At 61.5% G+C, this 23,583-nt stretch carries 15 protein-coding genes, 1 tRNA gene and 3 pseudogenes; 13 read left to right on the plus strand and 6 right to left on the minus strand.

All coding sequences use genetic code 11. The features are described from left to right. Window positions 1–4: 4 nt before the first annotated feature. Window positions 5–1,060, plus strand: coding sequence for a rhamnan synthesis F family protein (locus IFR23_RS13305; protein ID WP_192976343.1), 1,056 nt, complete (start codon window positions 5–7; stop codon window positions 1,058–1,060). Then, entirely contained in the window at window positions 1,061–2,518 is a 1,458-nt protein-coding gene (locus IFR23_RS13310; RefSeq protein ID WP_274599186.1) for an oligosaccharide flippase family protein, read from the plus strand. Between the two features lie 169 nt (window positions 2,519–2,687). On the opposite strand, the pseudogene IFR23_RS13315 reads toward IFR23_RS13310, so the two are convergent. The 3 genes and pseudogenes from IFR23_RS13315 to IFR23_RS13325 form a co-directional block, all read right to left on the minus strand. Continuing rightward, a pseudogene (locus IFR23_RS13315) lies at window positions 2,688–3,068 on the minus strand (DUF4158 domain-containing protein); the annotation flags it as partial. 1,034 nt (window positions 3,069–4,102) lie between these two features. Next, entirely contained in the window at window positions 4,103–4,228 is a 126-nt protein-coding gene (locus IFR23_RS20445) for a hypothetical protein (RefSeq protein WP_274599187.1), read from the minus strand. Between the two features lie 166 nt (window positions 4,229–4,394). Then, window positions 4,395–4,610: pseudogene (locus tag IFR23_RS13325) on the minus strand (transposase domain-containing protein); the annotation flags it as partial. 52 nt (window positions 4,611–4,662) lie between these two features. Here IFR23_RS13325 and IFR23_RS13330 point away from each other — a divergent pair. Continuing rightward, window positions 4,663–6,222: a hypothetical protein gene (locus IFR23_RS13330; RefSeq protein WP_192976345.1), complete on the plus strand. Its 1,560-nt coding sequence runs from the start codon at window positions 4,663–4,665 to the stop codon at window positions 6,220–6,222. 52 nt (window positions 6,223–6,274) lie between these two features. Here the strand turns inward: IFR23_RS13330 and IFR23_RS13335 are convergent, their stop codons facing one another. Beyond that, entirely contained in the window at window positions 6,275–6,430 is a 156-nt protein-coding gene (locus tag IFR23_RS13335; protein ID WP_192976346.1) for a hypothetical protein, read from the minus strand. Here IFR23_RS13335 and IFR23_RS13340 point away from each other — a divergent pair. Then, complete coding sequence (locus IFR23_RS13340) at window positions 6,429–6,599, plus strand: hypothetical protein (RefSeq protein ID WP_192976347.1); 171 nt, start codon at window positions 6,429–6,431, stop codon at window positions 6,597–6,599. The two genes, IFR23_RS13335 and IFR23_RS13340, sit on opposite strands and share 2 nt — an antisense overlap. A gap of 2,405 nt (window positions 6,600–9,004) precedes the next feature. Then, the gene (locus IFR23_RS13345) at window positions 9,005–9,268 is read left to right on the plus strand and encodes a hypothetical protein (RefSeq protein ID WP_192239743.1); all 264 of its coding nucleotides are present in this window, start codon (window positions 9,005–9,007) and stop codon (window positions 9,266–9,268) included. Window positions 9,269–9,795: 527 nt separating this feature from the next. On the opposite strand, the gene IFR23_RS13350 is transcribed toward IFR23_RS13345, so the two are convergent. Further along, window positions 9,796–10,629, minus strand: coding sequence for a type 1 glutamine amidotransferase (locus IFR23_RS13350; protein ID WP_192976348.1), 834 nt, complete (start codon window positions 10,627–10,629; stop codon window positions 9,796–9,798). Window positions 10,630–11,196: 567 nt separating this feature from the next. Here IFR23_RS13350 and IFR23_RS13355 point away from each other — a divergent pair. The 3 genes from IFR23_RS13355 (at window position 11,197) to IFR23_RS13365 (ending at window position 12,230) form a co-directional block, all read left to right on the plus strand. Further along, window positions 11,197–11,296 (plus strand) — tRNA-Lys (locus IFR23_RS13355). Between the two features lie 350 nt (window positions 11,297–11,646). Continuing rightward, the gene (locus IFR23_RS20635; RefSeq protein WP_192976349.1) at window positions 11,647–11,901 is read left to right on the plus strand and encodes a type II toxin-antitoxin system HicA family toxin; all 255 of its coding nucleotides are present in this window, start codon (window positions 11,647–11,649) and stop codon (window positions 11,899–11,901) included. Next, window positions 11,898–12,230, plus strand: a complete 333-nt coding sequence (locus IFR23_RS13365; protein ID WP_192976350.1) for a type II toxin-antitoxin system HicB family antitoxin — start codon at window positions 11,898–11,900, stop codon at window positions 12,228–12,230. The genes IFR23_RS20635 and IFR23_RS13365 overlap by 4 nt, the downstream gene beginning before the upstream one ends. Window positions 12,231–12,508: 278 nt before the next feature. Here the strand turns inward: IFR23_RS13365 and IFR23_RS13370 are convergent, their stop codons facing one another. Continuing rightward, the gene (locus tag IFR23_RS13370) at window positions 12,509–13,066 is read right to left on the minus strand and encodes a hypothetical protein (RefSeq protein WP_192976351.1); all 558 of its coding nucleotides are present in this window, start codon (window positions 13,064–13,066) and stop codon (window positions 12,509–12,511) included. Between the two features lie 310 nt (window positions 13,067–13,376). On the opposite strand from IFR23_RS13370, the gene IFR23_RS13375 reads away from it, so the two are divergent. From IFR23_RS13375 to IFR23_RS13395, 5 genes and pseudogenes are all read left to right on the plus strand, one after another. Further along, window positions 13,377–13,574, plus strand: coding sequence for a hypothetical protein (locus tag IFR23_RS13375; protein ID WP_192239739.1), 198 nt, complete (start codon window positions 13,377–13,379; stop codon window positions 13,572–13,574). Window positions 13,575–14,317: 743 nt separating this feature from the next. Continuing rightward, the gene (locus IFR23_RS13380) at window positions 14,318–14,596 is read left to right on the plus strand and encodes a hypothetical protein (protein ID WP_192976352.1); all 279 of its coding nucleotides are present in this window, start codon (window positions 14,318–14,320) and stop codon (window positions 14,594–14,596) included. 70 nt (window positions 14,597–14,666) lie between these two features. Then, window positions 14,667–15,308 (plus strand): hypothetical protein, encoded by a 642-nt coding sequence (locus IFR23_RS13385; RefSeq protein ID WP_192239737.1) that lies wholly within the window; start codon window positions 14,667–14,669, stop codon window positions 15,306–15,308. Between the two features lie 646 nt (window positions 15,309–15,954). Next, window positions 15,955–16,092, plus strand: a pseudogene (locus IFR23_RS13390) (IS481 family transposase); the annotation flags it as partial. A 267-nt stretch (window positions 16,093–16,359) separates the two neighbouring features. Further along, the gene (locus IFR23_RS13395; RefSeq protein ID WP_244655670.1) at window positions 16,360–23,454 is read left to right on the plus strand and encodes an autotransporter outer membrane beta-barrel domain-containing protein; all 7,095 of its coding nucleotides are present in this window, start codon (window positions 16,360–16,362) and stop codon (window positions 23,452–23,454) included. The last annotated feature ends 129 nt before the right edge of the window (window positions 23,455–23,583 follow it).

The following is a 23,583-nucleotide window of genomic DNA, read 5'->3' on the forward strand; positions in this document are numbered from 1 at the left end:
CCCCGTGGAAATAGACGAGCACCGTATTCGGCAGGCGCGGCGCGTATGCCTGTTCGCGCATTACCACCAGGACGGGATCGTTGCGGTCCACGTCCTTCACTACCTGAGGGCGTTGCGTGATGCGGGCTTCGTCACGGTGGTGCTCTCGACTGCATCGCTCGACACCGAAGGGTGCGACGCGTTGCGCAACGCCGGAGCAGACGTCATCCTGCGAGAGAATCGTGGCATGGATTTTGGCGGCTGGATCGAGGCCTGCCGACGCTTCTTCCCGCTACGTGCGGACCTGCTGCTGCTTGCCAATGACAGCGTCTACGGGCCGCTTTCCGATCTGTCGGCATTCGTGGACCGGCTTCTTGCACATGAAGCCGACTTTTACGGCGCCGTGGAATCGCAAGAGATCGCACCGCATCTGCAGAGCTGGTTCGTCATGTTGCGCCCCGCCGCTTATCGATCGCGGGCTTTTACCGAACTCATGTGTACGCCTATGCCCGAGATGGCCGACAAGCTGGCCTTGGTGACCCGCTACGAAGTCGGTCTGACACAGCATCTGGCCGCAGCAGGACTACGCTATTATGCCGCATTCTCGCTTCGAGGGCGTGATGGCATCGCTCGGCGCTATCCGTACAATCCTGCCCACCTTCTGTGGCGTGAGATGATCGATGCGGGCGTCCCGTTCGTCAAAATCGAGTTGTTGCGGCTGAACCGCATGCGCGTGACCGATACCGCCGCCTGGCCGATCGTCGTTGGATCGCATACGCCTGACCTCGTCGCCATGATCGAAGCCGATCTGACGGTACGGAGGCCCCTGCCCCGGCCTGGCTTCGGCATGATGAGCGCGTGGCCGCAAATCTACTGGCCAGAAATACGTGCGACGATCGTGTCAGATTATCACGCATCGCCGCACGGCCGCGGCATCACGGGCCTGCTGCATCTCGCGGTGGCACGGTCGATCCTTGCTTTGACACGAGTGCCGCGTCGGCTTCACGCCCGCTGGCTATCCCGGCAAAGGCCATCGCAGCCAAGCGATTCACAGCCAGGCCTACAAACGAAAGAGCGTTGAATGTCAGTTCGTCGTTCCCTCGTCTGGTCCTATGGCGGCCAGATGACGACGCTGGTGGTAACGTTCGCCACCTCGATCGTCGTCGCTCGATCGCTAGCCCCACGGGAAATGGGTATCTACGCCTTGGCGGTTGCGGTGTCGGGGGTTCTCGGAGTATTTTTGACGTTCGGCACCCAGGCTTATCTGGTTCGGGAGGAGGCACTCGATCCGCGCGCCGTCCGATCGGCGTTTACCGTCAATCTGCTGCTCAGCCTCATCTTGTCGTCATGCTTGGCCATCGCCGGACTGGCGGAACTCGCATGGCAGCAGTCCGAGCTAGCGATCGTCTTTTTCATTATGGCGATCGGGCCTTTGTTCTCGGCGTTCGAATTCATACCGGTTGCGCTGTTCATGCGCGATATGCGCTATGATGTAATTTCGGCAGTTTCCGTACTGCGCGCGATCACCACTGCCGTGGTTACGCTTAGCTTCGTACTTTCGGGCAGCGGCGCTCCTGGTTTGGCAGTGGGACCCGTAGCGGCAAATCTGCTGTGCTCACTGACGTTCATGCTGTTACGTCGCCGGGACTTGGTGTTTCGTCCCGGTTTCTACCAGTTTCGGACAATCATGGTGTTTGGTGTCCAGATGCTGTCGATCAGCGGGGTCGCCCAACTCGCGCAACGCAGTTCCGACATCATTCTCGGCCAGATGCTTGGACTAGCCGCTTTGGGCCTCTATGCCCGTGCCTCGGGACTCGCAACGCTGATTTTTCTCAACGTCTACGGCCTCGCGACCGGTGTGATCTTCGTTCAACTTTCACGGGACCTGCGCGAAAAAGGCGAAATGCATCAAACGTTTGTGCGCGCGCTGCGGATGATAACAGGTGCCATGTGGCCGCTCTTGATCGGGATCGCCGTACTGGCGGGGCCGTTGGTCTTGACACTTTACGGCGCCAAGTGGCTGCCCGCGGCATTACCCCTTGCCTTGCTGATGATAGCCCAATTCATCGTGCTTGGATTTGGCATGAACTGGGAATTGTTCGTGCTGCGCCAAGAAACCGGCCGGCAGACTAAGATCGAATTGACGCGCGCTGTCATCGGTACCGTAATCTTCGCAATCGGCTGCATGTTCGGCATTGCTGCGGCGGCTTTAGGCCGGATTGGGGAAGCCTTGGTCGGCTATATACTCTATCGCCCGCATATCGATCGCTTGGCGGGTACCGTCCCCGGAGAGATACGAGGAATCTACGCAGAAAGCCTGCAATTGACCGCAGTTGCCGTCGCTCCAGCGGTCGCCGTCATGGCGTGGTGGCACTGGTCGCCTCACGTCCCTTTGCCGTTGGCTGGCGCAGCGATAATGCTCGGTATACTGGGGTGGTTCGCCATTCTTTACAAAAGACGTCACCCGATCGCGCAAGAGGTTATGCTGCTGGCACGAACCATCGGGCGTTTAATCCCGGCCCCTAGAGGTCGCACATAGATAACTTCCAGCATCTCGATCTGAAAGAACGTCGCAAGTTATGCCGGCAATGCCACTGGCTTTGTCGCCTGTTCCTGCGTGCACTCTACGCGCTCTGGTTCCGGATCACGCCGCCAGCAAAGAAACATCGGCAGGGCGCCACGGCTGCCACACCCGCCTTAGCTTGAGCGCGTCGGCAACTTCCTACCGCAGGCAGCACGATCCGGTCGAGCCGCAAGCGATCGACCATGCCGGCGACGATTGCCTCGCCCCGATCGGTCGAAGTGGCGATCTCCGATCCCAGCGCCAGCATCGATCGCACGTCGGTTCGGTCGAAGGCGCGCAGACCGAGATACGCTTCGATCTCCGCGCGATGCTCGCGCAGCGTAGTCGCGCGAGCAGAATAGTCGGCGAAGTCGTCGGTTCGGCAACCGATCTGGTCGGCGAGCAGCGACAGCATGGCGGCAGGCACCGCCTCACCCGGCAGCAGCGCACGCCCCGGATGGCGCAGGTAGCAGAGCTGCACCGCATAGCCGAGCCGGTTCGGTCCGCGCCGGCGCCGCGACACCTGACCATCCCAGGATGGTTCAGCTGACACTGTTTCGTAATTGACGATAGCTGCCAGTGCGCACCGCGGTAGCGGAGACGCTTCAGTGCACTACTCAAGCGCTAAGCGTTAACGCCTTGCTGTCGTCGAGCTTTGTCTGCATCATGGCCCACGCAGGGTAGATCAAGCTGGCAACCATCCTGTGGGATCTTCCCGCCGGGCATTATCACGTCCGTCCATAACGGTCGGGCGGTCCATGGGTCGCCCTGGTGGCATATGCGCATCAAGTCGCCTCAAGACTCACCTCGCTTAACATCGCGTCTTCTCAAGATGCGGTGATGCTGGCGCGTGAGGTGCGGTCATGCCGCTTCATCCGACTGCCCCCGATCATCGGTCTCGCCGAACGCGCGCCGGCGCGCGCGCATCATGAGCGGCAAGGCGGCGCCGATAGCGAGGGATCGTAACCCGGTCTCCGCAGATCTAGCCTCTGATCTGCCCGGTTCGGGTGACCTTGATGCGCTCTACCGCGAGGAAGCCCCTCGTCTCGCCCGATATTTNCACGGATCAGACCGGCAAAACAATCTATATCCCGCCCCCCGTGCGCACTGTACAGCCTGAAGATCGTTCCGGACCCGTCGGTGGGCCGGTCAGCAATCCCCTTTCTAGCATTCAGACGCCCCCTTCCGGGGGGTGCTAACATCGCCCTTTAGGTTTTGGTGAGTCGAAGACAGCTAACGACTTAGCCCCCCCTTAATTTTGGCATCGCGACGACGGATCTGAGATGCCGATCCGTTGACCCAGGGTACTTCGCGCGCCTAGGCAAGCGTGACGATAAGATTAGCCAGCGGCCGGGAGTACGCGCCCTTGCCTCTTCCACGTCCTCGACACCAGAGCGGTCGCGACATAGATTTATCCGGTACCAGGCAACCCTGGAAGATGAAGGACCTCGCAGCGGCCAGCGAAGCTCAGCGAGCGGCATGATACGCAATTTGTCGAGCTGTCGAGTACGCATCAGATAGAGGCCGCGGATTGACGGCTCGTGGAGCCGGTCTGGTACGTTAGTCCTTGTCGAGAAAGGCCTCGAAACCTTCTTCGGCCAGCGCGCTTTGGAAGGCTGCATCAGCGTCGCGATCGGTTTCGAACTTGGCGTCCCAGACGATCGAGGTGTTGTGATCGTTGACCACTTCGAGCGACTACCCTCGCTCGGTAGCTAGACGGACGATGTGGACTTCCAGTCGCCGGCCACCTTGCTCGATCGACCGGTTCAGCGAAGATTCGATCAGTTCGGGTTCAGGTTGGGAATCAGTCATCAGACAGCCTCTTACACGAGCGGTGTTTTGCGAAGACTATCTATTCCCAGGGCAGCAGCTCGTGAAGCCGGGACTGCGGCAGATCAGCGATGCGGGCAAGTACATCGGTAAGCCATGTGAGCGGATCGACGCCATTGAGCCTGGCGGTGCCGATCAGGCTGTACATCAACGCAGCGCGCTTACCGCCGCGATCCGAGCCGACGAACAACCAGGCTTTCCTGCCCCGCGCTATGCTGCGCAGCTCTCGCTCGTCCGCGATCCGCGCCGACCGCTCGATCAACGCCGGGTCGACGCGATGAAGTGGCTGCATGGTTCGAGCTATCGTACTCGTCGCCGGAGTAACCTTCGCCTTTGCCGAAGCCATCCGCGGTTCGATCCGCGTCTGCGGACTTGATGCTGACGTTGTCGACGGACTCGGGTGTGTTGCGCTCGGTCATCGGGATCCCCTTTTGTCCGGCAAGCTTAACGCACAAGCCGACACCCCGGGCGCGGATCCATCATCCGGCCAACAACCACTTCCTCGCTTCCGCGGGCTCCCCGCTGAAGTATTGAACGTCTCGGCGTCCTGCAGCTCGCTCGACCTGCATTCGTGCAAGCGTCTGGCTCGTGACGATCGCAATGCGCTTGGATTTGGTCGCGTGGTTGTTCAGGACCCGCTGGAACCCGCCGATCGCCTCTTGGGACTGGATCAGCATCTCACGCATGTCGACCAGGGTGAGGTGCTGGTTCGGACCGCACTGGAGCTCGCGATGAGCGATGTTGCGCGCCTGTTCGAACGCGTCGATGTCAGGCTGGGCGAAGAACCCGCCTATGATGATTGTCACCAGGTTGAGTGTCGGGGCGGCGGTTATCGTGAAGCGTGGGGCCATTTCAGTTTAATATTAAGTGAGCGTTACCAAAGCGTTGCACCAACGCCCCCGATCACCGGATCGCAAAAACGAGGTGAGATATCCAGTCGCATGGGGCACCTAGTTGTTTCGCTCCGCTGCTTCACTGCGAAGAGTATCCACGCCGATATCGGCGATCCCGATTTCGCCCCGCGCCCAGCGGGCAAGCAGATTGAGGTACCAGGCCTGATCTTCACGCGACAGATTACCGGGTCGGTCCAAGCGTTCCAACGAATGGCGGTCCGTCGGCATTCACCGCTCCTCCACGATTACAATTCCGATCAAGCTCGGTGCCTAATCTTGATTTATTCCAATCGCACTTACAAAAGTTTGGTTCCGCCGGGCTCCACAGCGGTCGGATGTTGGCAGGAACTAACAATAGCTGACACGCAGGATCGGATTGAGACGATGGCGCGGGCGGGCAGGACAAGTACGAAAATCAAACGTCAATCGAAGACCCCGGCGCAACTGATGGCTGATGCGGTGGCGACTAAGGGCGAGGCCATCGGGGCACCGGCGATCCAGGTCGCGCGCGGACTGCGTGCTATCGTCGATGTGCCCTTGCGCGACGCCGGGCGCGAGCTGACCGAGCACACGCTGATCAACCGGGGCGGTACTCCAGTCGCGCGCTGGAAGGCTCCCAAGTTGCTGTCGGATAGCCACGTCGCGGCGATCGACCACTGCGAGACACTCTGGTCGCGGCTGGGAGGCAAGGCCTTGGTCATGGACCTCGCGCGCATCCCCGGCGCTGGGCAGGGTAACGGGTGGGCAGAGCAGGAAGCGCTTGACGATCTGAAACGGATCAAGGGCTACGTGCCGCCGAAGTACTGGAGCCTTTTCGAGAACGTGTGCCGCTTTGACATGGCCGCGGGTTTTGCTGGATCGGACCTCACGGCCTGCCGAATTGATCAGGTGAGCGCCGCTCGGAAGACCGTGCAGTTCGGGGCTGACATTATCGCGATGAAGGAGCAATTGTTCTAACTATTGACAGGTATTGCCCTCTCGCAAGAAGCCCGGCGAGAGGGCGGATCGGCTACTTCTTTTCAGCAACGCCAGCACTCACTGCGACTGGCGCGGCGGGGGCAACGATCATCGGTGCCGAGGCCGGAACCACAGCAACCGAGATGTCCTCGTCAACGAATGCGTTCACCGGTGCACCGAGCGGAATTTCGGCGCTGGTGCCGGTCATGAAGAAGCCAGCGATCGGGAGCAGGGCAACGGCACCGACAACGCCAGCCGTGCCCGTTGTGCCCTTAAAGATCGCCGTCGAGCCGCTGCTGGAGGTGCTGAACGAGCATGTCCAGCAGCACCTCGCCTCCTTCGGCAAGCCGGAAGCCGACTTCGCAAACGCAGAGTAAGGACGAACGGCTAGAACGATCGTGGCGGCGAGGGATCACCCCGCCGCGACGCATCAGCGTCCCCGAGTGGGCCGATCGCTTCCGCAAGCTGGCGCCTGAAGCCGGCTCGACGTCAGGCGATTGGTCGACACGGACCGTAGAGATTGCACGCGGGCCTACCGTCCATTTCGGATGGCGACGCTCGTCGCCGGCACCAGCCCATGATGGATGGGCTTCGGCGCCATGCGCTTTGTCCTCGTCCTCGCGAAATCGATTGCGGGCCAGCTTTCGGCGGCCAAGGTCGAGTGACGTAACGGCCCGCCCCCAGGGTCAGCCAAGAGCGGGCCGGCCATTCACTTTCCGGGTCGTGGCTGAGCATAAACGCCAGAGCAGCAGAGAGGTTCACCGGTAACGGCCCGCCCTGATAGCCAAGAGAGATACAGGACGGGCCGACTAGGGCCGGAGGACAGCCTTCGCCCATGGTTTATGGGTACTGGGAAAGAGAGCCGCAAGTTAGGCGCAGCGGCCAGCCTATCCGGAAAACTGCTGAGAAAAACGGATAGGCTGACCGCCTCGGTAGCCCGCGTATCGAGCCTCGCAGCGGATCAGCGTGGGAGCAAACCGCGCTGCGGGTAAACAGGTACGTAAACCTGTCCATTCCAGACGCAAAAAAATTTGAGCTTTAACGGCCCGCCTCAAGCGCCGTGTGAACGCGAGACGGGCCGGCCGGAGCTTTGGAGCAAACCCCAGCGAAGCCTGAACCGCTCGCCGAGAATATCGCCTCACCTTGGAAGGAATATACATGACGATGGCTAATGAGCCGGCGTGGCTTTGCCATGCCCGGTCCCTTAGTCCCGACATTCGAACATTTCCGGCGGCCGATATCGTAATTTCGATAATGGCTGACCGGGGGGCGTGCGATGACCCGGCAACTGATGAGTTCATACCCTCACGTCCGGGTCACAGCCGTGACTACGGGTCAGCGTGGACGACGCACCGCTTGCCGCAATCTACCTCCTATTGGATCGCAGTCACGGTGAGCCCGACTTGCGCAGGGCAATCTAGAATGACAGCAATACTGACGGGTTCTGGCAAATGATCCGACGACGAGTCGAGCCGCACCCTGCGGGAGCCAGATCCCAAACGTAAGAACGGAGTTGAAAAATGCACCGTAGAAACCGTTTTGCAGTACTTTCAGCAGTTGCGTTAATTTTCGCGGGAGGTGCGCCAGTTTCCGCACAAACCTATTCCTGCGGAACAGACGGCACGGAGTACGCTCTTGCCGCCGGTCCCGTAGGTTCCGAAGCATATGAGAATGCGCTCGAGCAGTATCGCGCATACTGTAGCGAATATGGCGGTGGTGGCGGTGGCAACTACGGCGGCGGCGGCGGTAGTGGCGGCGGTGGTGGTATTGGTCTGGGAGACCTATGCACCCAACACCAGTGCGTCAGTCCTCAATAAAGTACTATGACGCATCAGCTGCCAGGTCTGGTGGTCGAATGCTAACGAGCTGACATCTGAAGGCTCACTCGGGGGCTCGCTCATCGGCCGAGCCCCTGGAGCAACTGACCGCGCGGAAGGAGGCGGATGCGGCGATGGCTAAAATCGAGGCCATCGCCGGTACGTCAACTATCTAATGCACCGCGGCAGGGAGGCGTCTTGGGAATGCTCTACCTGCCGCGACACCCCGTAGGTAACGGGAATTAGAGAAGGTGCAACCACTCATTCGTCACCACTTCGTTCAGCGGCGGTGCTTGAATCAGGTTGATCGAGATCACCACCTTTTTTGGGGCAATCTACCTGTCCCGTTAACTTTCCAAACCCAAAACGGTTGAATGCTTTTCCCCCACAATTTCGATCTCATCGAGCTTGAGTCGGGCCGTCGGCGTCATGTCGTATTGGCGTCTCGAGCTATGACCGTGCCGCTCATCGAGATGCACTTGAACCTCGCGGCGTACTACGAGGAAAGCTTCAATGTGCTGTCTGGATTGGCTACGACCCGAGGCGAAGCTACCGATGCTGTCACGCGCATAGCCTGTAATAATGTGTCTGCTCTTGCCGTGCCGCAGAAGCCATGCTGCGAAACGCGGAGAGTGCGCCCCTGATCGGCAAGCGGATGAAGGAAGACGACGCGACTGCGGTCTTCCAGGCGATGTACGGTAGCGGGGCCTATATCCCGATCCGGTTCGGAGGCGGTTTACCTACCCTGCCGGCCCCGGTCCCTGATGTTGCGAAGCCCGCCCCTCCCCGCCAGATGCGGCCGGCGCAGCGACCGGTGTACGAGCCCTACGCGTTCTATCCTGATCCCCACGGGCCAGAGTGGGATGCATAACCAAGCTCGATCCGTAGCGGACATATTCGAACAAACGGCTATCTTAGTCGTTCGACGTGCGTGGCAGGCAATGCCGCACTCCTGGAGAAGCTTTATGAACATCAAATTTTTGACGATGGCCACGGCTGGCTTGGCAATGATCGCCGCCCCTGTCGCAGCAAGCGCAGCCCCTGCGAATTCCGCATCGAGCCTCTCGGTTTCGAAGCCGGTTCGTGCCGGCACGGCAGCAAACGCCAAGAGCAAGCTGGCCGAAGGTTCGAGCATCGTTCCGCTCGTGATCGGCGCAGGTGTCATCGCCGGTGTCGCCTACCTCATAATCGATCATGAGGACAAAGACGACAACTCCGACAGCAACTAAAACAGGAGGTCCGGTGCTGCGGCATCGGACCTTACCGACTCATGACTCTCTATCCTGATGAGGAAGGGCTGGAGTTCGTGGCTCGGCCTGTTCGCGGCTTGGCCTAATGTCGCCTGCTACCCTTGGCCGCTAACGACACTCTCCCATCCGGTACTGACGCCAGTATCTATTCCACCGTACAGCCGCTCCGGAGGCGACCGCCGCACATGAAAGCGATCGGCCGTCGGGCAGCATGCATCGCGCGACGACACGACTGTAGCTCTTGCCGGTCGCCTCGCATCGCAACGTTCTGCTCAGCACAAGCCGTTCGACGATTTGTTGGCTGCGCTTGGCGGCGGCATTGTCGCACCGATAGTTCATCCGACGCGAATCTGCAGCCCGGCAGGGCGAAGCATTTTCGAAGTCCGGCGCCTGCACCCCCGCGATCCGAACCTTGATGCCGTTCGAGCACCACAGGGGGCCGTCGCCATCGTGAACGCGCGTTACGGTACAAGCAAACGTAGTGGGAGCCGCGGCAAGAAGCACGATCAGCATTTGGCGAGATGCTCGAGGAAATTCGTTAGTTCGAGCCTGCGGCTCTCCTCATCCGCGAACTGGTGATCTACCCCTAGCGCCCAAAGAGCAGTTGTTCGGCCCGCGTCACCCTGCAGCACATCGAGTTGGTCGGCTCGGCGTTCGACATCTCCTACGGTCTCCGCCAGCCCAGCATCGACAATGTCTGATGCTTGGCGACGTAACGCTACCGCAATTTCACCTGGGGCCAGTTCTGGATGATACTGGACGCCCCAGAAAACTCCGCCACCATGCCGTATCTCGACGGCCTGCACATGGCTTACCGCGTTGCTTGCCAGCAGCGTTGCGTTAGCTGGCAGTGTCTCTACCTCATCGCCGTGGATCGCGGGAGCATCCCAGCAAGGACCCCGCCCGCTCAGTAAGGGGTGATGGCGGCCTTCGTCGGTAGGGGTAATCCGGCGCGAGATGCCCGCCTCCATTCGTTTCATCTTGCGGACAGTCCCTCCCGCGGCAGCGACTGCGAGTTGCAACCCGGCACACGAGCCGAACGATGGTGTTCCGGAGGCGAAGACGCTTGTCATGAAGGCCAACTGCCGGCGGACCTCGGCGCTATTGTCATAGACGTGCAGAGGGGCGCCGGTGACGAAGACGGCGTCGTATTGAGCCAAATCAGATGGCATGAGCGACGCCGCATCGGCGTCAGCTGGTGCAACGATCGTGACGTCAGCTTCAGGCCGCAATTGGCTGAGTGTGGCCGCGTAGGTTTCGCCTGAGCTTTTACCGGCATGCTTGCGCCGCTCGTCACGTTCGGTTGCCGTTTCACTCTCGGCGACTAGGAATTTAGGCAAACGAAGTCCTTTTGCGGCGGGCCGGGGGAATAGCGGCTCGTCATTCGCTAACGATCTCGATGACCATATGGCACAACTCGGAACGATCATCTGCCTCGCGTCGTACTAGTGCTGATGCTCTACGACACTTGCCCTTGAAACGGTCCACGCCCGCTGTAACGCCAGACGGAAGGTACATCGTCGTCCGCGGACGCCTGTGGCGGCGAGCAAACCCGCATCTGCCCGATGATGAGCGTACGGCACTCGTTACGCAACTGATGAACGCGCGACGGGCGGTACGCGCAGCACTGGCATCCCCTAATGACCCAGCCTTGGCAGAAGCGCGCGCCAGCGTGAACGCTGCGAAAATCGGCTTAGGCGAACGCGGACCGGTGTGGTGGGACGATGACGTCGACCTGAACCGGCACCTGGCTCGCAACACGTCCTATGCCGAATGGTATGACACTCTCGATCAACAGACATGATCAAAGCGCCGCGATGCGATGTAGAAAAGGGGAGTGCGTGCCGGTAATTGTGACGCGCTAACGCGTTCTGACAAATAAGGCCTTCCCTCGGTAACTCTACACGGTACAGATCGATAAGATGTCGGGACCGACGCTAAAAACATTGGATAAACTGCTGACTCTTAATCAGCGGGTCCTTGGTTCGAGCCCAAGTGTGTCCACCATCCTCCACTTTAAATACAAACGATTTTCTCGGTGGCGGAGCTTTGTTCTCCCGACATGTTCCGACACGGTCTTCCGGCAATTTTGCTTGGAAGCTTATGCTTCAACCTCATGTCCGAGGCGTAATTTTGGCCATGTCATCAGAGCCATCGATGCACCCTATGGCTTTGCCCCGCCCTACCAATGCTAGCGGGACCGGCTTTCAGACGTGTTCGAGCAGGTTCCCCGCCGCCCCCACAAAGCGGAACTGGGCCGGCCTTTGTTAAGCAAGCCTTTTAGTGGCTCCGTTTTGATACCACGGTGATATCACTTTCTGCTTGCAATGCTGACAGTGCTGTCACTATATGCTTGCATGAAGGGCAGGCATTCCAAGACGCTCAAAGCGGTTTTTAAGAACCCAGTGTCAGGAATAATCAACTGGGACGACATTGAGTCCTTGCTGAAGGCTGCCGGGTGCAACGTAATCGAAGGCGACGGATCGCGCGCCCGGTTTGAGCGAGATGGCGTAATAGCTAGTTTCCACAGGCCGCACCCCGCCAAGGAGGCGAAGTTTTACCAAGTCCGTGACGCTCGTGACTATTTGACTAAGCTAGGAGTTGAGCCATGACCGACATTGTGTCCTATAAAGGCTTTTCGGCACGTATCGAGTTTGATGCCGATGACGGCATTCTTGTTGGCAGGATCGCCGGCATAAACGATGTAATCGGTTTTCACGCAGATGATTTGCGTGGCATCGTACCTGCGTTTCATGAGGCAGTTGACGATTATATCACTACATGTAAGCAGATCGGCAAGGAGCCTGAGCGGTCTTATTCTGGCAAAATAATGCTGCGTGTATCGCCCGAGCTTCATGCCAAGATTGCACTTAAAGCTGAGTTGACTGGAAGAAGCCTCAACCAGCTCGGTGAGCAAGCACTCATGGCGGTTGCCGAATAAGAAGATCGCGACACCTACTACAGGTGATGTATATAACGCGAGTAAGCCACCCTAGCCGCGCATAGCCAGTAACCTCGTCAGGTCTCGCACGCTGGTGTAAATGCTGTTGGTACAAACTAGCGCGAGGCCTAGGGCAACGCCGTTTCTACGGGGTAACTAAGTCAAGCAGGTGAGCCCGCCGTGCTGCGCCAATGCGCCGGGCCTTTTCAGCATTCGCCTTGTTATACATCCGAGTAACAGCCAGCGTCTTATGCCCTGAAACCGCTCGCACGTCGTCCTCACCCGCGTCGCCGATCTCCGTGATCCCCATGTCGAAACCCGGTAAACGTCATATCCTTGGGTAGGCCGGCTTCCACGCAGATTTGGCGATGGATCGACGACATGCGCCGTTCCCTGTACTTTTTCCCGCTGCGCTCCTCAAGCACGATCATCTCGGCGTCAGCGGTGACCATCGTACGCGACCGAGCAAGCTCCTCTTCCAGTTCAGGATATAGCGACACCGTCTCTGGCTTGCCGTCTTCACCGGTCACGACGATCGACAGCGGCAACGTGACCGGGTTACCGGTCTTGGACTGCGCCAAGCTGATCTCTTCGCCTGGCCGATACCCTGCCCACTCGATGCCACGCCGCTCGACACCGTCCGGATCCCCAAATCCGAACGCGTCCCAGACGCGCTGACAGCATTCAAAGCACAGCGCGACGGCAGTCGCCATTGACTGGAAGCCCAGCTTACGCGTTGTCTCGCGGTAGAGGTTGTACTCTGCCCTGCTGGTCTCGCGATTGCCCTTAGCGGCCGTGCTGGACAGGCCCATGCCTTTGAGCGGGTTCTCCTTCACACTGGTGACCGGTGATGACGAGCTGCCCAAGTCTAGAAGAGCCGGCAGACCTGCATGGCGTACGACGCCTGAGGGCCGCGCATGCAGAAGCGGACAGTCCCGCGCCGTTCCCACTCGCGCAGCTGAGCTTCAGCGACACCGGTGTAGGCGAGCGCCAACTCCCTATTCATTGCGACAGGCCAGTCAGGCAGCCGTTCTAGTGCAAGGCCCATCAGCTGCCGCTCCAGAGGGTTGGGGAGGTATAGGATGACGGCCGGGAGCCCGCAGACCGAAGTCGCGCGTTCAAACCCCTCCAGCAAAGGAGCAGACCATGACCGACGGCAATCCTACCGACCCGAGCGCAGCTGACTTCAAGGAAACGGCCAAGAAGAGCACCGAAGCCGGGATCGCCGATGAAAGCGCGGCGTACGAGCAGGCGATCGAAAGCGACGACGAGGACAACGACCAGGTCGCCGAGGGCAAATGGAAGTCGACCGACGACGGCAGCGGCACCAGCGAAACCGACTGAACGCGAAGACGCCGGCACGGTGCGTGAAAGCCTGACACCCGCACCGTGTCGGCCGGGCCGAAAAGTTGCCCACCAAGCTGATACAACCAAATCGAATCCATACTGCCCAGTATCAATATGGTTTCCCCGGCGGCGTGCTATGAATGCCGGGTCGAAAGAAAATAAGGGGGACATGCCATGAACATTCCTTGGAATGAACTGGCAACGCTGGTCCGTATCACGGACCGGTCTAACGGCGCGGAAGCTGACAGACAGATCCTGTTTGAGGGTCCGCTGTACCGCGTGATCGCGAAAGTTGCTGGTACCCCTAAAGATGGGCGCCGCGGCTTCTCGGTTTCGCTACCCGATCGCCGAGTCCGGCCGCACACGTTCGACGGGCATGCCCTTCTGGCTCTGATTGCGGATCCAACCCGTCCGCTATGAGGCGACGCCGCATCTCGCCTGTAAGAGCGGCACAGGGCAAGTTCGCCTGCCGGAGCTGATCGATGGATCGTCATGCAGCAATTTTGCGGAACGGCGTCACGGTAGTGTCGATCTCTTCGCCCTGCCCTACTCGATCCCAACCATCAGGGCCGCCACCGGGGCCCGCCCAGCGCCCGCAATCGCGAGACGCGAAACGCGAGGGTCTCAGGAAAATAGCTTCCCTGCATCCCTGCGAGGCGGACAGCGACCTGCTCGATGCCAAGCGGCTGGCCGAGCGGTACGAGGACGAGGCGTTCGTCGGGATCAAGGATCTAGCGTGCGTGGCCAAGTTCACGATCGACAAGCGCGATCGCATTCTGGCCGAGTGGCCGCGCATCGTCCGGTTCGCCGCGGTCGAGTTCGCCGAGAAGCGCAACATGGCGTGCATCGCCGTACTGCACGTCCCTGCCCGCAGCGGCGTCCGGCGTGATGCGCATGTCCACCTGGTGGCGCCCGCTAGGGAGCTGGGGCCGGATGGGTACGGCGCCTTCCTGAGGCCGTTCGCCACGGACGCTGGCGGGCCGGAGATCGCGCGGGCTTGGGCCGCTCGGATGAAATAACACCTGTCCTTAACCCTTAGACTTGATGAAGATGTGTTCATGTCGCGAATCGCGTCAAAGGAGATGACTGATGACTGACGTGACGACGACGGCTGACAGCAACAGCAGACTGGCGCACCTGTTGAAGAGCTGGATGGTATCGCCCAAGACGATCGGCAATCGTACCTTTCGCGGCAGCTGCGTCGTCGCCGAGGTCATGCACGTCACCTATCAGCAGCAGTCGACGACGTTCGGCCGCACGGCTGGCGTCTTCGGTTTGAGCAAGGACGGCGACGGGTTCGTCACCGGGGGCGGCGGTTTCGTCGATACCGTGCACAAGGGCGTCGTGACGGCCGTCTTCCGGGATCAGGACGGCGCCGAGCAGACGCTGGAGCTGCCGGCTGGCGTCGCCGCGCGTGAAGGCGCAGTGACTCGCCTGGACATGATCGATTCGAAAGTGATCTCGGCAACGAACATCTCCGGCAAGGGCCGCTTGATCCGTGTCCTCGACGCCACGAGCTTCATCGACATGCCGCAAATCGGAAGGTTCGAGATCGCGCTCGCCATCATCGGAACGTTGATGGTCGTCATCGGCCTGCAGAAGGTCGACCTGTCGGTCGCATTTTGGGGATTGGTCGCCATAGGCGTAGGAGCTTTCAAGATCTGGCGCATCGCCAAGGCGAAGCGGGAACGACAAGAGCTTGAGGGATACATGGGTGAGGTCTGCGCTTAACGACGTGGGTCCAGCTTCTGGCTGGCTCGTACCGGACTGACAAACGCATAGGCTGGCGCTGGCCATCCACGCTCGCATCGGTAAAAATAGCCGATGAGATACTTCGACAATATGGTGACCAATGATCCGGCCGAGCCCCAGCTCGACATGTGGCTGGTCGATAAGTAGAGGCTCGGTCTAGACCCGTACCGGACTGGGCGCGGATGCCCCCGCCCCAATCCGCTGATCGATCTCTCACGATAATCGACATGCTCACCGATTCCAGCACAACCCTATCCAGTCGGAACCTCAGTCTAGAGGTGAGTAAATCTTACTGTAAGCACCATAGCTGTTCTTGGATATCACGAGGTTATAGAGATATGTTTCGCTTCCTCATCTCATCACAAGTTATCTGAAAAAGCGGGCTATCCGCTTGGGACTTAAATATATCGGCTAGATCGAGCAGGTCTTCATCTTGGAGCCCCGTAATCGATGCTTCAATTCGAGCAAGACGGATTGCCACACGAAAGCCTTCCTCGGCCCGCCGTTTAGTACGTATTTTTAACATGCCTGCTATTAACATGAACCAAGCAAGAATGGCAAAGTCCTAGGTGTTTGATCCCACGGTTTAAGGTGCGATCCTTTCGTTAGAATGGAAGGAAGCAGTATGGGACAGGTACGTCACGGGAGCGCCACGACCACGCACGCCGTCCGACCAGCAATACAGCGATCGCAAGCTTCGCTCTCGACGCTGAGCCGGGAGCTTGGGATCAACCCGAAGACGGTGGCGAAGTGGCGTAAGCGGGTCGCCCACGCAAATGACCGCTCGACGACCCAACTTCGCGGCACGGTAGCGGTTTGACGAGTAGCGGCATGAGGCCATTAACGTCGAGATCGAGGCGATCGGACCAGACATAATCGCCGTCCTTCCGCACAGCAGCTCGGAAGTGGGAGCAGGTCGCGTACATATCGATCAAACTGGCCAACAGTAATGGATACGCGTGGACACGCATCCGATAGAAAGATAATGCTTTCGTCATAAATATTGGGGGAATGCATGAAGGTCGGGGAAATGACGTCGCGCACGCGGCGTGTTCGTATGTGCGCGTTGCAGACGAGCGCGATGTTGGCAGCCGTGTTGGTTGCAGACCCGGCGTTGGCACAATGCTCACCCGATCCCACCGTCGCCAGCAGCACCACGACCTGCGCGGGCACCGACACAGACGGACTTTCGGTAACGACCTTCAATACGCGCATCATCGTGGCAAGCGGGGCGATCGTACGGCCAGGCAGTGCAGCGGCCGCAGTCACGAGCAACTCGAGCAGCGCCGTCTTTCAGGTCGACGGGCTGATCGATGGCGGGGCCGGAAAAGCAGGTTTGTTCGTGACCACTGCAGCGCCGTTCACGACTGTATGTGTCGACCCGTATGCGGGCGCCTCGGTCAACTATTGCACGCCCGGTTCCACCTACACGACCTATCCATCGTCCAGCGCCAACATCTCGATCGCACAAGGCGGCAGGATCACCGGCGCGCAAGGTATCCTACTGCGACGTGATCCCAGCAACACCAACGGATATGTCTCCGCATCGATCGACAATGCAGGTACAATTACCGGCACGGCAGGTCCTGCCATACTTATGGACCCGTCGACGGGCATCGGGTCAATGTCCATCACCAACCGTGCAACCGGACTGATCGGCGGGATCAGCGGCGCCGTCTCTTACATCACGAACGCGGGGACAATCGATGGGGGCAATATTGCAGCCCTTGCATCGAGCGTACAGGGGACGAACGTTATCAACACTGGCCGGATCGTCTCGAACGGCCAAGCTACGACCCTGAGCAGCATCGGTTTTCTATACGTCAACAACGCAGCGGATGCGGTGATCGGAGCCAGTACAACCGCGATCAACACTAGCGGTGCGCTGTCGCTGGTCAACGCCGGCACGATCAACGGATCGGTCATCTCGACCGCAGGATCCGGATTCAGCAGCACGATCGATACGCGCCAGGGCGTGATCAACGGCGATCTTGTGCTGGGCGCGGGGAACGACACGCTGCGTGCGCGCTATGACGTCGCGACGGGCCGGATCGCCTCGATCACCGGAACGATCGACGGTGGAGCGGGGAGCGATACGCTGGCGATCGGCGTCGATGCCAATGCGGTGTTCACCCGCGCGCTGCTGCCGACCAATTTCGAACTGCTCGGCTTCGACCTGAGCAACAATGCGGTGGCGACGCTGGCCGCGGGCTTTACGTCCGGCACCGGCGTATCGGTCAGCGGCACCGGCGCGCTCGTCAACCAAGCCGCGCTCGTGACCAATGGGCAGGCCGTGGTCGCTGCATTCTCGTCCTATGGTCTCGACTTCACCAACCAGGGGTCGATCACCGCAGCGCTCGGCGGCATCGGCCTGTTTGCCGTGGGTACGCCCGCGACAGTGACCAATTCGGGCACGATCACCGCCAATGGCGGCTCGGGCGTCCAGACCTATACGACGCTGACCAACAGCGGCACGATCACCGCGACCGGAACCGGCGCTGCGGTCATCTATGGCACGCTGGCGAATAGCGGTACGATCCGTTCGACCGGGGGTATCGGCGCCACGATGTCGGGCGGGAGTTTTAGCGCATCGACCAATGACGGGACGATCGTCGGCGCGACCACCGGCCTCTCGCTGTCGAGCGGACGACTGGTCAACACCGGCGCTATAACGGGCGGCACCACGGGCGTTTCGCTGGGATATAGCAGCACGCTGATCAACGCCGCCTCAGGCACGATCACGGGCGGTACCGCGGCAGTCAGCGGCACCGGATCGCCCGTCGTAATCGTCAACGCCGGCCAGATAGTCGGTACGGTGAACCTGGTTTCGCCTTACAGCTTCGATTCGAGCAACGATGTGTTCGTAGACGCGGGCGGCACGGTAACCGCCGCGATCAGGTTGGGTGGCGGTGACGATATGCTCGTCCTCGACTTGGCAAACATAGACACGCGACCGCTCGCAGGGGCGATCGGCGGGGTCGATGCGGGCGCCGGCTATGATACGCTGCGCTATCGGGTCAATGCCGATGCCAGCGCGGCACTGGCACTGACCAACGGGTTCGAGGGTCTCGCCTATGAACTAACCAACGCCGCGGCGCTGACGCTGACCGCCGCTACACCATTTGCCACCACGATCGGGCTGACCGGCAACGGATCGGTGACGCTGAACGGGACGATCTCGGCAACCGATCGGACGCTGATCGATACCGGGATCCTGACGGTCGACCAGCTGACCATGGGCACGGCAGGGCCGGCACAAGCCCTGACGATCACCAACGCCGGCACGCTGGCGCTAACCACGACCACACAGTACAACTCCTATTCGACGCTGGCAGCGATCGCCGCAGGGACCGCCGACGTCACCAATAGCGGCACGATCACTGTCGCCAATGCGGCCGGCCGCTATTATCCGGCCGTCGCGATCAGCGGCGGGAAAACGGTCACCAACAGCGGCACGATCACCCTGACCGGGGGCGGCACGGCGATCAGCAATGCGCGCGATATCGTCAATTCGGGCACGATCACGGATATTTCCGGCACGGATATTTCCGGCACCGGTGCCGGCGCGATCGGCGTGACGTCCTTCAACACGCTGGCCAACAGCGGCACGATCAGGGTCGACGGCACCGCCGTGCAGGGCGGCTATTACAGCGCCGTGCAGATCACCAACAGCGGTACCATCGAGAGCCGCAAGGCGACCGCCGTCACGCTGAGCTATGGCAGTGCGCTAACCAACGAGACGACAGGGACGATCAGCGGGCTGACCGCGATCGACCTTTCGAACGGCGGGACGATCGTCAACCGCGGCTCGATCATCGGCGATGTCGCGGCGGCGTCGCCCTACGCCTATGGGAGTGGCCTCTACATCGCGGATGGCGGTACGGTCGCCGGGAACGTGACCTTCGGGTCGGGCTCCGACATCTTCCTTCAGACCGGCACGACGACCGGGGTGAGCGGGATTATCGATGGTGGCGAGGGCTCGGACATCTTCGGCTGGTCGCGCAAAAACAGCGACAGCATCGCGCTCGACCAGCGAACGGGGATCAATTTCGAAGCCGATTACGTCGAGGCGCTCGGCACCGACACGCGCGTGACGTTGACCGCGACGAACCGTATCGCAAGCGACCTGTACCTTCGGGGCGATGGCACGATCGTCAACGACGCGACCATCGATGGCGCCGCGCGGACCTATCTTCCGATCGGCACGGCCGGATTGGCCCAGACCAACGGACTGGCCGCGTTCGTCAACCGGGGGACGATCTCAGGCGGCGTGAACGGTGCGGTCTACGCCTTCACCAATAGCGGCACGGTTGGCGCGGAATCGCTGCTGTCGAACGCCGTGTACCAAGGCGTTTCGTCGGGGACGCTGTCCTTCGACAACAGCGGGACAATCGCCTCGTCCAGCGGTTATTTCGCCGCAAGCCTGGATGGCTATGGCATCGACGCCCTCACCGCCACGAACAGCGGCACGATCACCGGCGGGCTCGCGGTATCGGCCACCACGCTTGTCGATCAGACGGCGCCCGCCACGATCGCGCTCGCCAATAGCGGTACGATCACGTCCACCAGGGGCACCGCGCTAGTCATCTCGGCCGGCAGCAATTACTATCCTACCGGGCCGAGCGCGGTCACGCTGACCAATGGCGGTACCGTCACCGCGAGCGGAGCAGGCGGCGTCGCCGCGGAACTCTCCATATACGACAGCCTCGACTCGACTGGCAGTTCGACCTACGCGATCACCAATAGCGGGACCATCGAAGCGACCGGCAATGGCCTGACCCAGACCTATCAGTATTGGGACGGCACGACCTACACCTACACCAGTCCGGCGGTCGGTCTGCTGGTCAATGCTGGAACCAATGTGACCGGGACGATCGCCAACAGCGGGACGATCCAGGCGACCGGCACGTCCGCGGTCGCGCTGCTGGTAACCGGCACCGCGCTCGACCTGACCAACAGCGGCACGATCCGGGGCGGCACCGGCAGCGTGCTGGCGAACGGCGATCGGCTTGTCGGCACCAGCCTGGCGGGCGCGATCCAGAGCTCGGGCGACGCCGACGACCGTATCGTCAATACCGGCGCGATCTTCGGTTCGGTCGATCTCGGCGACGGTAACGACAGCATCGAGAACCGCGGCCGGATCGAGGGCAATGTCCTGCTTGGTGCGGGCGACGACAGCTTCCTCCAGCGCGCCGATGCGGTGCTGGTCGGCACTGTCGATGCCGGTGAGGGCAATGACGGCCTGATCATCGATGCGACCGTGGGCGGCGCGGTCAATGGTGACCAGTTCGTCAATTTCGAGCGTTTCACACAGATCGGCAGCGGCAACGTCACGTACGCTGGGACTTTCCGCTTCGACACGATCGGCGTGTCCGGCGGCGATGTGACGGTCGCGGCCGGACAGGTCCTCGCCAGCGCAGGTACGGTGACAATCACTGGCGGAGATGCGTCCGAAAGCGTGATCAATGCGGGCACGATCGCCGGCAGCGTCGACCTAGGCGGGGGCGACGACCGCGTCGTCAACACCGGCACGATCCAGGGCGCCGTCTTGCTGGGCGCCGGCAATGATCGCTTCGTCGAAGGCGTCGGCAGCAGCGTCGCGGGCGGCGTCGATGGTGGTGCGGGCGACGACCTGTACAGCGTCACGCTCGCCGGCAACCGCAGCGGTATCGGCCAGCGCAGCAATTTCGAGCGCTTGAGCGTCGAGGGCAGCGGTACGCTCGCGCTGACGCTCGACCAGGGCTTCCAGTCGATCGCGCTTGCCGGCACCGGCCTTGATGCTGCGCTGGGTGGCTTCACCATCGGCACCGTGACGGGCTCGGATGCAGCCGAGACGCTATCGGTTGACGGCGATGTAGGCGCGGTCTCGCTCGGCGCCGGCAATGACGAGCTGACACTCGGTACGATGCGCGCGACCGGCCTCTATATGGGCGGTACGGGCGCCGACCTGCTACGCTTCACCGCAAACGCGCCGGTCACGCTGGCGGGCACTGCAACGGGCTTCGAGCGCGTCGCGCTTGCAGGCGGCGCGCTGACCGTGGCGGGAACGCTCGGCACCAGCGGCACCGCGCTGACCTTCGGCGACGGTGCACAGAGCGTCGTCGTCGCGGCAGGCGGGACGCTCGCCGGCACGATCGATCTCGGCGCGGGCGATGACAGCTTCCGCCTGGCGGCAGGCGGTACGCTATCTGGCACCGTCTCGGGTGGAGCCGGGACCGACACCGCGACGCTCGAGCTGGCGGGCGACCGCACGCTCGGCGCGGACATGCTGCGCGACTTCGAGATTCTGAATGGCGAAGGCAGTGGCACGCTGACGCTGGCAGGCACTCAGACCTTTGAGCGCGTCAATGCTGCGACCAACCTGACGGTTGGCTCGGGGGCATCGCTCACGGCTGCGGTCGTGTTCGGCGCAGCCGATAACCGCTTCACGGTCGCAGGCTCGTTCGCAGGGTCGGTCGACGGCGGGGCTGGCCGCGACACCATCCTGGTATCGGGCGGCAGCGCCACGGCACCGACCGCATTTGGCGCGATCACGAACGTTGAAGCGTTCGGCATGACATCAGGCTATGCGACGATTGCCGGCAATGCATTGCTGAACAGTGTCGACATCTCGGGTGGTCGACTTGTCGGCTTGGCGGGATCGACGATCCGTGCGGCGCAGATCACGGTACGCTCGGGCACGACCTTCGGGTCGGCCGGTTCAGTGATCGGCGACATCGCGGTTGCCGGCACGCTCAGCCCAGGGGCTTCGCCGGGCACAATGACCGTGACGGGCAACGTCTCGCTTGCGAGCGGGTCGGTGTCGCTGTTCGAGATCACGCCGACCGTAGCCGACAAGCTCGTGATCAACGGTGGGCTTTCGATCGCGTCGGGTTCGACGCTCCGCATCGTGGCGGAAGGTGCGATCCGGCCGGGCACGTCCTACGACCTGATCGTCGCAAGCAACGGGATCACCGGCAGCTATACGACGATCGACAAGTCGGCGTCGCTGTTCGGGTTCGTCGTGCAGCGCGCCGACCGGATCCAGCTGCTCGGCCAATTCCTCGGCGATCCCGCGTTCAACCCACAGGTCACGCGCAGCATCGACTATGCCAATGCAGCGATCCAGGTGCAGCCGGCGACCAGTACGCTGTTCGCCGCCCTGCCCGCACTGCTAACTGCGAGCGGCGCATCGAACAGCCAAGCGTTCGCGCAATTGACGCCTGAAGCCTATGCATCGGCGACGCAGATGGGCGTCGACCAGACGCTGAGCCTGACCGACGTCGCACGCGGACCGGGCTTTGCGACCACCGACCGCGAGGATGTCGGCCTCTTCACCTTCGCGCAAGGGATCGCGCAGTGGCACACGCTCGGCGCCGATCGCGACGCGGGCACCGCGAAGGCCCGTGGCAGCGGCTACGGCTTCCTCGGCGGAATCGGCGTCGGCAACCGTGACTGGTCGGTCGGTGCGTTTGCGGGCTATCTCGACAGCCGCCAGCGGATCGGCGCGCTCGGCGCCGCGACCAGCACCGATGGTGTCGTCGCAGGCGTTCACGGCCGCTATGCGGCAGGCAATATCCGGATCGGCGCGTCGATCCTGTATGATGGCGGCGATGCCCGCACCACGCGCGCGCTACCGGGGACGAGCAGCGCAACCGGGCGCTACGGCCTGCACAGCTGGGCGAGCGACGTGTCGGTCGGCTATGCGCTGGCGATGGCGGACGACTGGACACTGACCCCCAAGGTCGGCGTGACCTATCTGCGCACCAGCCGAGACCGGGTGGGCGAGGCCGGCGGACCGTTCGCACTGACCGTGGCGCGCGATCGCCATGTCACGGGCTTTGCCGATGCCGGCGTGACGTTCGCGCGCAGCGAGGCGTCAGACGCCGCGTTCCGTCCCTATGTCGGGTTCGGCGCCCGCACCCGGATTGAAGGCAAGCGCGCCGATGCGGTTGCAGGCTATGCCGGTGCACCGCTGACGCTGACCGCGCTGGGCGCCCCGCGCGCGAAGGTGACCGGCACCGCATCGGCCGGCGTCGCATACCGCCTGCCGAGCGGCGTCGAGCTGTTCTCGACGGTCGAAGCGCAGACCGGCCAGGACGACCACCGCGAGAGCATCGCGACGGGTGTGCGGTTGCGGTTCTAAATAAAGAACGTGGCTACATGTCGACAATTCGACATGTAGCCATTTGCATGCTGCCGCCTGCTAATGCCGTGAATTACATGTTCTGTTTGCGCTGGTCTCGAATTCAAATCAGCACCCGCTCACCTTGCT

The sequence above is a fragment of the Sphingomonas sp. CFBP 13603 genome (assembly GCF_014892665.1).
Lineage (GTDB): Bacteria > Pseudomonadota > Alphaproteobacteria > Sphingomonadales > Sphingomonadaceae > Sphingomonas.

Bases quoted from the DNA above. Each gene is read 5' to 3' on its own strand.
- IFR23_RS13335 (WP_192976346.1), bottom strand. From the start codon at position 6,430: ATGACCGGCACCAGCGCCGAAATTCCGCTCGGTGCACCGGTGAACGCA.
- IFR23_RS13340 (WP_192976347.1), top strand. From the start codon at position 6,429: ATGAAGAAGCCAGCGATCGGGAGCAGGGCAACGGCACCGACAACGCCA.
- IFR23_RS13385 (WP_192239737.1), top strand. From the start codon at position 14,667: ATGACTGACGTGACGACGACGGCTGACAGCAACAGCAGACTGGCGCAC.
- IFR23_RS13375 (WP_192239739.1), top strand. From the start codon at position 13,377: ATGACCGACGGCAATCCTACCGACCCGAGCGCAGCTGACTTCAAGGAA.
- IFR23_RS13345 (WP_192239743.1), top strand. From the start codon at position 9,005: ATGAACATCAAATTTTTGACGATGGCCACGGCTGGCTTGGCAATGATC.
- IFR23_RS13310 (WP_274599186.1), top strand. From the start codon at position 1,061: ATGTCAGTTCGTCGTTCCCTCGTCTGGTCCTATGGCGGCCAGATGACG.
- IFR23_RS13330 (WP_192976345.1), top strand. From the start codon at position 4,663: ATGGTTCGAGCTATCGTACTCGTCGCCGGAGTAACCTTCGCCTTTGCC.
- IFR23_RS20635 (WP_192976349.1), top strand. From the start codon at position 11,647: ATGAAGGGCAGGCATTCCAAGACGCTCAAAGCGGTTTTTAAGAACCCA.
- IFR23_RS13365 (WP_192976350.1), top strand. From the start codon at position 11,898: ATGACCGACATTGTGTCCTATAAAGGCTTTTCGGCACGTATCGAGTTT.
- IFR23_RS13395 (WP_244655670.1), top strand. From the start codon at position 16,360: ATGACGTCGCGCACGCGGCGTGTTCGTATGTGCGCGTTGCAGACGAGC.